The following is a 12,621-nucleotide window of genomic DNA, read 5'->3' on the forward strand; positions in this document are numbered from 1 at the left end:
CGACCGACTACGCTTGACGCACTGGTTTCGACCGTGACCCGGCGGTGCTGACAGGAATGAACGGATGACTCCACGCGTACTCGTCGTCGATGACGACACGGCCCTCGCCGAGATGATCGGCATCGTGCTGCGCACCGAGGGCTTCGAGCCCTACTTCTGCGCCGACGGCACCGGCGCGCTCGCCGCGTTCCGCGAATCGAAGCCCGACCTCGTGCTGCTCGATCTCATGCTGCCGGGCATCGACGGCATCGAGGTGTGCGGGCGCATCCGCGCCGAGTCGGGCACGCCCATCATCATGCTGACGGCGAAGACCGACACCGCCGACGTGGTGAAGGGGCTCGAGTCGGGCGCCGACGACTACATGGTCAAGCCCTTCAATCCGAAAGAGCTCGTCGCCCGCATCCGCACGCGCCTGCGCCCGGCACCCGAACCGGTGGCCGCGACGCTCCGCATCGGCGATCTCACGATCGATGCGGCCGGGCATGAGGTACGCCGCGGTGAGACCCGCATCAATCTCACACCGCTGGAGTTCGACCTGCTCCTCACCCTCGCCTCGAAGCCGCAGCAGGTGTTCACCCGCGAGATGCTGCTCGAGCAGGTGTGGGGTTATCACTACAAGGCCGACACGCGCCTCGTGAACGTGCACGTGCAGCGCCTTCGCGCGAAGGTCGAGCACGACCCCGACAACCCGCGCATCGTCATGACCGTGCGCGGCGTCGGCTACCGAGCCGGCCCGACCACCTAGGCGAGCGGATGTCGCAGGCAGAGTCCCCGGCGCTCCTCAGCGCCGGCTCGTGGCGTGACGCGGGGCGTCGCGTCGCAGCTCTGCCCCGCCAGGTGACCGAGCTCTGGCGGCGCTCGCTGCAGTTTCGCACGGTCATCATCACGCTCGCCCTCTCGTCGCTCGCGATCTTCGTGATCGGCATCTACATCTCGTTCAGCATCGCCTCGAACCTCTTCCAGGCGCAGCTCGAGGGGGCCCTCAAAGACGCCAACGACGCGACCGTCGCGGCCCAGCAGATCCTCGAAGGGTCGGAGGCCACCGATCTGGATCCGGCGTCGTTGCAGGCCGTGATGGGAGACGTCGTACGCACGGTACGGAGCGTGTCGGGCAGCGCGTCGATCGCCTACTTCCGTCATCCAGACGAGGTGCCGAATTCGAGCGCCCCGCCCACCCGAATCGCGCCGAGTCTCGCGGGCGTCATCACACCCGAGTTGCGCGAACGGGTGCAGGGCGATGAAGGCGGTCAGTACTGGCAGTCGGTCGCGCTCGAGGACGACGACGGCGCCGACGATCCCGGCGTCGTCGTCGGCAGCACGATCGTGGTGCCGGCCGCCGGAGCGTACGAGCTCTACATCGGGTACAACTTCGCCGCAGCGCAAAAGACGCTCGCGTTCATGCAGCTCGTCGGCCTCATCGGCGCCGCAGCGCTGCTCCTGCTGCTCAGCGCGATCACCCTGCTCGTCGTGCGCTGGGTGATCGAGCCGATCCGTTCGACGGCGGCGACGAGCCGGCGGCTCGCGGCCGGCGATCTCGGCGTGCGCATGCCCGAGAAGGGCGAAGACGAGTTGGCGACGCTCGCGGCCTCGTTCAACGGCATGGCCGACAGCCTGCAGGCCCGCATTCGCGAGCTCGCGGAACTCTCTGTGATGCAGCAGCGATTCGTCTCGGATGTCTCTCACGAGCTGCGCACGCCGCTCACGACGATCCGGCTCGCGGGCGACGTGCTCTACGGTCAGCGCGACGATTTTCCCGGCCCGACCTCGCGCACCGTCGAGCTGCTGCACACGCAGACCGAACGGTTCGAGACGCTTCTCGCCGACCTGCTCGAGATCAGTCGCTACGACGCGGGTTCGGTCGAACTCGAGACCGAGCCGACGAACCTCGTGCACCTCGCGGGCGACGCGATCGAGTCGATGCACGAACTCGCCCGCAGCCGCGGCAGCGAGCTGCGGCTGGACGCCCCCGGCGGCCATCTCGATGCGCGCGTCGACCCGCGCCGCATCCGCCGTATCGTGCGCAACCTCCTCGGCAACGCCATCGAGCACGGCGAGGGGCGGCCGATCGTCGTCGCCGTCGACAGCAACGAGTCGGCCATCGCCCTCTCGGTGCGCGATTACGGTCACGGCATGACCGCCGATGAAGCCGCGCGGGTGTTCGACCGGTTCTGGCGGGCCGACCCGAGTCGCACTCGCACGATCGGCGGCACCGGTCTCGGACTCGCCATCGCCCTCGAAGACGCCGTCGCCCATGGCGGCTCGCTCGAAGTCTGGTCGAGGCGCGGCTCGGGCACCGTGTTCCGGCTCACGCTGCCTCGCACGGCCGACGCTGATCTCGGGGCCGTCGAGTCCCCGCTGCCGCTCGAACCCGATGACATCGATGCGACGGGGCCGCCGGCAACCGGTGTCGTACGTGCGGTCGCCCCCGATGCCGCGGTCGAGACCGAGACCGCGGTCGAGACGGATGTCGCAGAGCAGGAGGTGCGCGATGCGTAGACGTGTGTTCGCGGTATCCGCGGCCCTCGCCGTGGCGGTGTTGCTCGCCGGGTGCGTCTCGATTCCGAGTTCCGGCGGCGTGAATGCGGGCGATCCGGCACCCGTCGAGGAGCCGCTCGAGCTCGACACGATTGCGGCGCCGCCGGCGAAGGATGCGACGCAGCAGCAGATCCTCGATGGGTTCCTTGCGGCTGCGGCGAGCCCCAACAACAACTACCAGGTGGCGCGCCAGTTCCTCACGACCGCCTTCGCGGACGAATGGCGGGCCGCCGGGGCCACGATCGACGTCCTCGCCGATCGTGAATTCGTGGTCACCGGCGAGACGTCGATGGTCGTCGAAGCCACTCCCGCGGCATCGCTCTCCGAGTCCGGGCAGTACGTCGTGTCGGAGTCGACGTCGCCGATTCCGCTCCCGTACAACTTCGAACAGATCGACGGGCAGTGGCGAATCTCGTCGGCGCCGCAGGGCCTGCTGCTCGACGAGACGACCTTCACCCAGGTCTTCCGCGACTACGCGCTCTATTTCTTCGACCCGCAGTACGACTACCTCGTGCCCGACCTGCGCTGGTTCGCGGGGCGGGACTCGGCACAGACGAGCATCGTGCGTGCGCTGCTCGCTGGGCCGGCCGCATGGCTCGCGCCGGGCGTGGTCTCTTCATTCCCCGAGGGCGTGCGACTCGACCCGGCATCGGTGCCCATCAGCGGTCGTGTGGCGAGCGTCGACCTCGCCGGAGCGACCTTCGACGACCTCGTCACCGTGCAACGCATGCATCTGCAGCTCGAGGAGAGCCTCGACGGTGTGCGGAACGTCGACTCCGTCACCCTCTCGCTGAACGGTGCCGAGCAAGACGTTCCCGAGCTCTCACCGGTTCCGGTCGTGAACCCATCGGTGGATCCTCTGCCGGCGGTCTCCGACGGCACAACCTTCGGCCATCTCGCGACGTCGGGGGAGGGTATCGAACAGATTCCGGGCATCTCGCCGCAGGTCGACCTGCTTCTGCCCACCGGAGTCTCGCTCGGCGTCGGCGGCGAGGCGGCCGCAGTGCGCAACGCCGAGGGCGTCTGGGTCGTGCGCGCAGGCGAGGAGCCTGTGCGCCTCGATCCGCGTGAGGGGCTCGTGGTGCCCTCGATCGACGGCGAAGGCATCGTCTGGTCGGTGCCGACGGATTCCCCCGACCAGCTCATCTGGTACCCAGCAGACGAGCCGAGCGATGGCGTGCAGATGCCGGTGCCGTGGAGCGGTTCCTCGATCGCCGCGATCGAGGTGTCGCGCGACTCCACCCGACTCATCGCGCTCCTCGGCGACGGGGCGAGTACGCACTTCGTGGCCGTCGCGATCCAGCGCGACGCCTCGGGCACGCCGATCGCGCTCGGCCCGATCCTCGGCCTTGCGGATGCCCAAGGCACCCCCCTCGACGTGGCCTGGCTCGACGACCGCACCGTCGCCTCCCTCACGGAACTGCCGGGCGGCGGCACACAGATGGTGATCCAAGAGCTCGGAGGCTTCGCAGCGATCAGCGAGGGGCCCGAGGGCGGTCGCTCGATCGTCGGCGGCAACAGCGAATCCGAGCTGCGAGTGCTGACCGCCGATGATGTGCTCGTTGCGCGCAGCGGTGTCGGCTGGCAACCACGGGCCAGCGGCATCACTCTCATCGCAGCGCAGCAGCCCGACTGAGTCGACTCGTCCTCCACAGCGACCGTACGCACGATCGTCGCCCGAACTCTGCGGGCGCGCGCGCACGCCTCTTCCGGACCCGCCAGGGTGTTGCGATGCACCACGAGCCCGCGCCGCGCCAGGCGGAATCACGCTTCGCGGGGCTCGTGGAGGCCGCGGTGCGCGACGCACTCGCGATTCTGCTGCCGGTCACGTGCTCGGGCTGCGGCGCGCCCGACCGCAGCGTGTGCGCCGTGTGTGCTCTCGCACTCGTCCCTGCGCCTCGGCGGGTCGAGCGAGACGCGCTGAGGGGGTGGGCGGGCCTCGAGTACGCGGGAGTGGCTGCCGCAGTGATCGGCGCGTTCAAAGACGGTGCGCGAACGGATGCTGCGTGGGCGCTCGCCCCCGCCCTGCGCGGTGCGATCCTCGCCGCCCTCGCCGAAGTTCCCGCCGGCTCGCCGATCGAGGTGTGCACGATTCCGTCGTCGCCTGCTGCGCGGCGCGCGCGCGGGTACGTGCCCATCGACGTGCTGCTCGAGCGATGCGGCATCCGCTCGTCGCGCGTGCTGAAGCTTGCTCGGGAACGTGTCGACCAGGCCGGCCTCGACGCCGATTCCCGGCGTCGGAATGCAGCGGGTGGGCTCGCGGTCCGCGGTCGCCGGCCAACGATCCTCGCCGCGGCGACGGAGGCCGGCGGCGCTGGCGCCGACCTCACTGGACGCCGATTCCTCCTCGTCGACGACATCGTCACGACCGGGTCCACCCTCACCGAAGCGGTGCGCGTGCTCACCGCGGCGGGGGGTGAGACTGTCGCGGTCGCGGTGCTCGCCGAGACACCGCGGAGGTTCCCGCGGCGTGCAGGAACCTCACGGGAAACACGCCGTGACATTGCCGTACAAGGGGGCTACGGTGGCAGGACAGGCGTGGTCGATCCACCCTTCAGAACCGGGTGACACGTCGGTGAACGGAGGTCGTCATGGAACTTAACATCGTCGGACGAAACCTGGGAATCACGGACCGATTCCGCGCCTATGCGGCGGAGAAGGCCGAGAAGGTGACGCATCTGGCCGAGCGCGCGATCTCACTCGACGTGAAGCTCAGCCGTCACAACGAGAAGAACGGCAACCCAGGCCCCGACCGCGTCGAACTCACTCTCGTCGGCAAAGGGCCAGTGGTCCGCGCCGAGGCAGACGGATCCGACAAGTATGCGGCGTTCGACGTCGCGCTCGGGCGGTTGCTCGAGCGCATCCGACGGGCGAAGGACCGCCGCAAAGTACACCGCGGCGGGTCCCGACGGCCGACCTCGCTTCGTGAGGCGACCGATGTCGGATTCTCCGACGTCGGTGTGCAGGCCGCAGCGTCCGAAGTGCTCGAGCAGGTGCGCACGGGCAGCATCCCCGTTGTCGACGAGAACGAGCCGCACGTCGAGGAAGACGAGGTGTATTGCCCCGTCGTGATCCGCCGAAAGGTGTTCGCCTCCACGCCGATGACCGTCGACGACGCGCTGTACTTCATGGAGCTCGTCGGTCACGACTTCTATCTGTTCGTCGATGCGGAGTCGGGGCGTCCCAGCGTCGTCTACCGGCGCAAGGGGTGGGACTACGGACTCATCGGACTCGACGAACGCGCCGAGGAGCGGGCGCCATCGACCTCTCCGGTCGAGTTGCAGCGCGCCAGCGCGTGACATCCGCTCGCTGAGCGGGTTTGCTCGCTGAGCGGGTTTGCTCGCTGAGCGGGTTTGCTCACTGAGCCTGTCGAAGCGAGCAGACCGGCGCGGCCGCGATCCCTTCGACACGCTCAGTGAGCGCGATGGGCGGCCCGGTGCCGTCGTGTTCACTTCGACGAGCTCGGTGAACGTGACGGGCGGAGCCTCCGGCAGCTCAGTGAGACCCGGCTCGTTCACCGCTAGCATGGCTATGATGGCCGTCTGCACGGCGGCAACGGGCGTGCCCGGGGCTCAACCCGAGGCCCTGCGCCCAACAACAACAGGAGAACATTCGTGGCTTCGATTCTGGAAAAGGTCCTCCGCGTCGGTGAGGGCCGCACCCTCAAGCGGCTGGAGAACTACGCAGCGGCGATCAACGCCCTCGAAGACGGATTCCAGTCGCTCAGTGACGACGAATTGCGGAACGAGACGGTCGAGCTCCGCGAGCGCTACGCGAACGGCGAATCGCTCGACGACCTGCTGCCCGAGGCGTTCGCAGCGGTGCGCGAAGCGAGTCGGCGCACCCTCGGTCTCCGCCACTTCGATGTGCAGCTCATGGGCGGGGCGGCCCTGCACCTCGGCAACATCGCCGAGATGAAGACCGGTGAGGGCAAGACCCTCGTCGCGACCACCGCCGCGTACCTCAACGCGCTCACCAGCCGTGGCGTGCACATCGTCACGGTCAACGACTTCCTCGCGAGCTATCAGTCCGAACTCATGGGCCGTGTGTTCCGCGCCCTCGGCATGACCACCGGGTGCATCGTGGCCGGCCAGAACCCGCAAGTGCGACGCGAGCAGTACACGGCCGACATCACCTACGGCACGAACAACGAGTTCGGCTTCGACTACCTGCGCGACAACATGGCCTGGCAGTCGAGCGACATGGTGCAGCGCGGCCACCACTTCGCGATCGTCGACGAGGTCGACTCGATCCTCATCGACGAGGCTCGCACGCCGCTCATCATCTCGGGCCCCGCTTCGGGCGAGGCGAACCGGTGGTTCACCGAGTTCGCGAATCTCGCGAAGCGACTCGTGGCGGGCGAAGACTACGAGGTCGACGAGAAGAAGCGCACCGTCGGCGTGCTCGAGCCTGGCATCGAGAAGGTCGAAGACTACCTCGGCATCGACAACCTCTACGAGTCGGCGAACACGCCGCTGATCTCGTTCCTGAACAACTCCATCAAGGCCAACGCCCTGTTCAAGCGCGACAAGGACTACGTCGTGATGAACGGCGAGGTGCTGATCGTCGACGAGCACACCGGCCGAATCCTCGTCGGGCGTCGCTACAACGAGGGCATCCACCAGGCGATCGAGGCGAAAGAGGGAGTGCAGGTCAAGGCCGAGAACCAGACTCTCGCCACCGTCACGCTGCAGAACTACTTCCGCCTCTACGGCAAGCTCTCGGGTATGACCGGTACCGCCGAGACCGAGGCATCCGAGTTCATGGCTACCTACAAGCTGGGCGTCGTGGCGATCCCCACCAACAAGCCGATGGTGCGCCTCGACCAGCCCGACCTCGTCTACAAGAACGAGGAGGCGAAGTTCGCGCAGGTCGTCGAAGACATCGTGGAACGCCACAAGCAGGGCCAGCCCGTGCTCGTCGGCACGACGAGCGTGGAGAAGAGCGAATACCTCTCCCGACTCCTCGCCAAGAAGGGCGTGCGGCACGAGGTGCTGAACGCGAAGAACCACGCGCGTGAGGCCGCGATCGTCGCGCAGGCGGGCCGGCACGGCGCCGTCACGGTCGCGACGAACATGGCCGGTCGCGGCACCGACGTCATGTTGGGCGGCAATGCCGAGTTCATCGCCGTGCAGCTCATGCACGAGCGCGGCCTCAGCCCGGTCGACACCCCCGACGAGTACGAAGCCGAGTGGGACACGGTGTTCGAGAAGGTCAAGGGCGAGGTCGGGGTCGAAGCCGCGAAGGTGCTCAGCGCCGGCGGGCTCTACGTTCTCGGTACCGAGCGTCACGAATCGCGCCGCATCGACAACCAGCTGCGTGGTCGCTCGGGCCGTCAGGGTGACCCCGGCGAAAGCCGCTTCTACCTCTCGCTCACCGACGACCTCATGCGACTCTTCAACGCCGGTGCCGCCGAGAGCCTCATGTCGCGCGGAGTGCCCGACGATGTCGCCATCGAGTCGAAGGTCGTCTCGCGCGCCATTCGATCTGCGCAATCTCAAGTCGAAGCCCGGAACGCCGAGATCCGCAAGAATGTGCTGAAGTACGACGACGTGCTGAACCGCCAGCGCGAGGCCATCTACAGCGACCGCCGTCACATCCTCGAGGGCGACGACCTGCACGAGCGCACGCAGCGGTTCCTCGAAGACGTCATCGACGAGGTGCTCGACACCCACACTGCCGAAGGCAACCCCGACGAGTGGGACTTCGACGCGCTCTGGACTGAACTCAAGACGCTCTATCCGATCGGCATCACGATCGACGAGGTCGTCGCCGAGGCAGGCGAGAAGGGTCGCGTGAACCGCGACTTCATCCGCCGAGAGATTCTCTCCGACGCGAAGATGGCCTACTCCCGGCGCGAGCAGCAGCTCGGCTCGCCCGCGATGCGCGAACTCGAACGTCGTGTCGTGCTCTCGGTCATCGACCGTCGCTGGCGCGACCACCTCTACGAGATGGACTACCTGAAAGACGGCATCGGCCTGCGCGCCATGGCGCAGCGCGACCCTCTCGTGGAGTATCAGCGCGAGGGCTATGCCATGTTCCAGCAGATGATGGGCTCGATCCGCGAAGAGACGGTCGGCTTCCTCTTCAACCTCGAGGTCGAGGTCGCGCCGCAGGCAGGCGCTGGAGCCAAGATCGAAGCGAAGGGCCTCGGCCGCCAGGGCGCGACCGTCGACAAGCTCAGCTATTCGGCACCGAGCGATGCCGGCGGCGTCGAGGTGCGCAATGAGCGCGGACAGGTGCAGCAGGCGGCGACGCAACGCGCACGTCGGGCCGTCGCGGAGAGTCAGGCGCCCGCTGCCGAAGAGTCGCGCGGCGCATTCGGCCAGCGCACGGGCGGCGAAGTGGCACCGCAGAATCGCGCGGAGCGCCGGGCTCAAGACCGCAAGGGTCGCTGAACCCACCGCTGAAACCCCGGTCAGGTGCGTTGCACCCGACCGGGGTCTCGCGTGAGCGGGGTCCGCTGCAGGTGCGCTCAGGCGTGCGCGTGCTCAGGCGTGCGCGTGCTCAGGTGTCTCGGGTCAGAGCACGCTGATGGCGCTCGCGCGCCAACGCTGGTCGAAGCCCTCGATGCGGATGGCGACCGCCCTGGACCTCGCCTTCTGATGCACCATGATGACCGCCTCGACCACGCCGTCGGCGGGCTCGCACATGAGTACGCGTCCGACGGAGAACGCGGGCCGTTGCGGCGATTGTCCCTTGACCCTGCGTGCGCGGGCGGCGAGCACCACCCGCTTGGAGAGGTTGCGGTAGACGTCGTCGTTGACCCACCTCGCGAGCTGTTCGAGGTCGCGAGCGCCGCCGAGCGCCTCGATCACGCAGTGGGTCAGGTTGCGAAGCAACGGCTCGGGATCGGGCAGCTCGGTGCGGCGGGCGGGCTGGCGGGCGAAGTACTCGTCGTCATCGTCGAGGAACTGCGCGGCGGATCCTCGGATCACGGCGGTTCGGGTGGCGATCGCGTCGCGTGCGGTCATCTGTGCTCCAGGGGGGAGGAGGGCTCGCCTGACGTGCGATCGGGCGACGGGTACACCCCCGTGTGGGGGACATCGGGTGTTCCCTGAGTGAACCGTAATCAGGCGGCGAAACCGTGTCAAGAGTTTTCCTCGCCTGTGGAAAACGTTCCCGTCATGGCGCGACGCACGATAGCGTCTCTGCATGCGTTGGGACCTGTTGTTCGATGATCTCGAGTCGCAGATCGACCACGACCAGCGTGACGAGGAACGCGCGCTCGCGATCGAAGAGGAACGGCTGCGACTCGGACGGCTGACACTTCGGGATCGGCTGGCTGCGATCGCCCGATCGGAGTCCGATGATCCCGCTGCGTTCGTCAGGATCGAGCTCCATGGTGGTCGAACGATCGCATTGCGGCCCCAGGTGTTCGGTCGCGATTGGGTGAGCGGGCGATCGATCGAGTCCGGGCAGTCGGGTGCCCAATGCGTTGTGCCGATAGCCGCGATCGCCGCGGTGCTGCCCACCCGCGAGCAACTGGAGCCCAGCCTCGAGTCGGTGCCCGAGGCATCCGCTCGCCTCGCAGAACGCATCGGAATGCCCTTCGTGCTGCGCGACCTGTGCCGCCGCCGCACGGCGGTGCGAGTGAGCACGCTCGATGGCCAGACGCATGGCACGATCGACCGGGTCGCGCGCGACCACATCGACCTCGCATTGCACGAACCCGGCGCACCGCGACGCGAGCACGCGGTGCACGGCTATCGCATAGTGCCGCTCGCGCGCGTGCTGCTCATCGACTTCTGCTGACGCGGCCGCCCGTTCAGTCGACGGGCCGAAGGCGCCCGCTGCGTGCCCCGGAGAGCTCGGCGATGTTCGCGAACTCGCCCTGATTCCACGCCGAGTGCCGACGCGTCTCTTCGTATTGGAGCTCGATCCAGACCTCGAGTTGTACGCGCTCGATGCGCCATGGACCGGCCGTGCCGATACGAATCGCGGGCAGCTCGCCGGAGCGGACCAGGTTGTCAACGGCCGTCACATCGACGGCGAGGATCTCGGCGGCGTCTGCGAGCGTGAGGAAGCGGCCGATCTCGTCGCCCGAACCTGGAGAGGTCATGTCTTCGATTATCGACCGGAAGCGGGCTGGTCGGGGCGGCTGTGGATAACTTCCAGCCAATCTCGCGGGTTCGGGCGACGATAGACCCCGGCGCGACACGCGCAGAGCGGAAGGAACCAACACGATGGCACGTCGTCAGGAACGCGGGGAGCGGGGAGCGCTGCGTCTCGACCCGCGCCTCATCATCGGGATCGTGCTCATCGCGGGTTCCACCCTCGGGGTCTCCGCCCTCGTGACCGGCCTCGACGACGGCGTCGATGTCTATGTCGCCCGCGACACGATGACGCCGGGCACGCGCATCCACGCTGATGACCTCACCACCGAGTCCGTGCGGCTCGGCACGACCGCCGGCCAGTACCTCGAAGTCGGCGAAATCCCCGCCGTCGGGCTCGTCGTGGCGCGCACCGTGACCGCCGGCGAGCTCGTGCCCGAATCCGCGGTCGACGATGCCGACCGCACGGGGTTGGCCACCGTCGTGGTGCCGAGCCGTGGGGCCCTTCCCGCCGGAATCGCCGCCGGTGCACGAGTCGACGTCTGGACCGCGAAGCAGGTCGAGGGCGGCGGATTCGAGCCGCCCGCGGTGCTCGTTTCGGGCGCCGAGATCGCCGGCATCATCGAGAGCGAGGGCATGGTCTCGTCCGGCGGCGTCTCGGTCGAGCTCCTGATTCCCCGAGAGAAGGTGGCGGCGCTTCTCGAGGCGCTCGCCGCAAGCGACGCGATCGATCTCGTGCCCGCCCGCTCGGCAGGCGAGTGAGATGGCGCGCCTCGCCCTCGCCCTCGACAGCACGACGGAAGACCGTATCCTCGCCGACGTCGTCGAGCACGGCCACACGATCGTCGCCCGGCTCGTCGGATGGCGCGACCTCGTCGATAGCCTCGACCTGTTGGCTCCTGAAGTCGTGCTCGTCGGCGCAGGCCGCGGCACGCTGAGCGAGCAGCTGCTGACCGCGTGCGACGAGCGGGGCATTCGTCTGGTTGCACTGGCCGGTAGCGACGCCGAGCGCGCTGAGGCCGCACAACTGGGGTTGCACGAGGTGATCGACAGCGCTGCACCCTGGCCGGAGATCGAAATGATCGTGAGCGGGGGAGTGCCGGTGCCGTCGCGCGTCGGCGATCCTCGGTCGAGGAACGACCGCACAGCTTCGGTCATCGCCGTCTGGGGCCCCGGTGGCGCGCCCGGACGCAGCACACTCGCCGTGAATCTCGCAGCCGAGATCGCCGCTGCAGGGCACACCGTCGCACTCGTCGACGCCGACCCCTATGGTGGTGCGATCGCGCCGACGCTCGGGTTGCTCGACGAGGCCCCCGGGTTCGCCTCGGCGTGCCGGCTCGCCGGCGGCGATGCGCTCGACCGCGCCGAGCTCGAACGCATCGCCCAGCGCTACTCGGTGCCACGCGCGGCGTTCAACGTCTTCACCGGCCTCGTCGGTCCGAGCCGTTGGCCCGAACTCTCGCGCGAGCGGGTGACCGCGGCGATCGGCGCGATGCGCGCGTGGGTCGAGTACGTCATCGTCGACACCGGGTTCAGCCTCGAGCACGACGAAGAACTCACGAGCGACCAGTTCGCTCCGCGACGCAACGCCGCGACGTTCGCAGCTCTCGCCGCCGCCGACCGAGTGGTCGCCGTCGGCTTGGCCGACCCGGTCGGGCTCTCCCGCTTGCTTCGCGGGCACGGCGAACTCATCGACCACGTCGATCCGGAGCGCATCGACGTCGTCGTGAATCGGGTGCGCACCAGTGCGCTCGGCATCGACGCGCACGCGCAGGTGCGCCAGACGCTGCGCCGCTTCGGTGGGCTCTCCGACGCGACACTGCTGCCGCACGATGCCAAGGCGACGGATGCCGCGATCCTCACCGCACGCACACTGCGTGACGCGGCACCGCGCTCGCCGCTGCGCGCCTCCATTCGCGAGTATGCGCTCGAGAGCCTCTTGCCGGTACCGCAGGCGCGCCGCAGGAGTTTCGCGTTTCCGGCGTTGCGGCGGGCTGCAACAAGCTGACCGGAGTCCGGGCATTACGCTGGT

Annotated in this window: 11 protein-coding genes; 9 read left to right on the forward strand and 2 right to left on the reverse strand. The window is 68.4% G+C overall.

The window, feature by feature from the left end; translation table 11 throughout:
* The first annotated feature begins 64 nt into the window (after positions 1-64).
* The 6 genes from mtrA to secA all read left to right on the forward strand — a co-directional run bounded on the left by mtrA (position 65) and on the right by secA (position 8,933).
* Positions 65-745, forward strand: a complete 681-nt coding sequence (mtrA, locus tag AC1C2U_RS14425) for an MtrAB system response regulator MtrA (RefSeq protein WP_495362450.1) — start codon at positions 65-67, stop codon at positions 743-745.
* An 8-nt stretch (positions 746-753) separates the two neighbouring features.
* Positions 754-2,496, forward strand: coding sequence for an MtrAB system histidine kinase MtrB (gene mtrB, locus AC1C2U_RS14430; RefSeq protein WP_495362451.1), 1,743 nt, complete (start codon positions 754-756; stop codon positions 2,494-2,496).
* Positions 2,489-4,171 (forward strand): LpqB family beta-propeller domain-containing protein, encoded by a 1,683-nt coding sequence (locus AC1C2U_RS14435; protein ID WP_495362452.1) that lies wholly within the window; start codon positions 2,489-2,491, stop codon positions 4,169-4,171. Before mtrB ends, AC1C2U_RS14435 begins: the two co-directional genes overlap by 8 nt.
* A 95-nt stretch (positions 4,172-4,266) precedes the next feature.
* Entirely contained in the window at positions 4,267-5,103 is an 837-nt protein-coding gene (locus AC1C2U_RS14440; protein WP_495362453.1) for a ComF family protein, read from the forward strand.
* A gap of 23 nt (positions 5,104-5,126) precedes the next feature.
* Positions 5,127-5,834 carry a ribosome hibernation-promoting factor, HPF/YfiA family gene (gene hpf / locus AC1C2U_RS14445; protein WP_495362454.1) on the forward strand — a complete coding sequence of 236 codons (708 nt, stop codon included), beginning with the start codon at positions 5,127-5,129 and terminating at the stop codon, positions 5,832-5,834.
* Positions 5,835-6,149: 315 nt separating this feature from the next.
* Complete coding sequence (gene secA, locus AC1C2U_RS14450; RefSeq protein ID WP_495362455.1) at positions 6,150-8,933, forward strand: preprotein translocase subunit SecA; 2,784 nt, start codon at positions 6,150-6,152, stop codon at positions 8,931-8,933.
* Positions 8,934-9,056: 123 nt separating this feature from the next.
* Here the strand turns inward: secA and AC1C2U_RS14455 are convergent, their stop codons facing one another.
* Positions 9,057-9,509, reverse strand: coding sequence for an Rv3235 family protein (locus tag AC1C2U_RS14455; protein WP_495362456.1), 453 nt, complete (start codon positions 9,507-9,509; stop codon positions 9,057-9,059).
* Between the two features lie 181 nt (positions 9,510-9,690).
* On the opposite strand from AC1C2U_RS14455, the gene AC1C2U_RS14460 reads away from it, so the two are divergent.
* Positions 9,691-10,290, forward strand: coding sequence for a hypothetical protein (locus AC1C2U_RS14460; protein WP_495362457.1), 600 nt, complete (start codon positions 9,691-9,693; stop codon positions 10,288-10,290).
* Between the two features lie 13 nt (positions 10,291-10,303).
* Here the strand turns inward: AC1C2U_RS14460 and AC1C2U_RS14465 are convergent, their stop codons facing one another.
* On the reverse strand, positions 10,304-10,597 hold the full coding sequence (locus AC1C2U_RS14465; protein WP_495362458.1) for a helix-turn-helix domain-containing protein: 294 nt from the start codon (positions 10,595-10,597) through the stop codon (positions 10,304-10,306).
* Positions 10,598-10,721: 124 nt separating this feature from the next.
* Between AC1C2U_RS14465 and AC1C2U_RS14470 the strand changes: the two genes are divergently transcribed.
* Together AC1C2U_RS14470 and AC1C2U_RS14475 are read left to right on the forward strand one after the other, a co-directional pair.
* Positions 10,722-11,351, forward strand: a complete 630-nt coding sequence (locus AC1C2U_RS14470) for an SAF domain-containing protein (protein WP_495362459.1) — start codon at positions 10,722-10,724, stop codon at positions 11,349-11,351.
* Between the two features lies 1 nt (position 11,352).
* A complete protein-coding gene (locus AC1C2U_RS14475) occupies positions 11,353-12,597 on the forward strand; it encodes a CpaE/TadZ family protein (RefSeq protein WP_495362460.1) in 1,245 nt (414 codons plus the stop codon).
* Positions 12,598-12,621 lie beyond the last annotated feature (24 nt).

Source organism: Agromyces sp. Y575 (assembly GCF_059445445.1).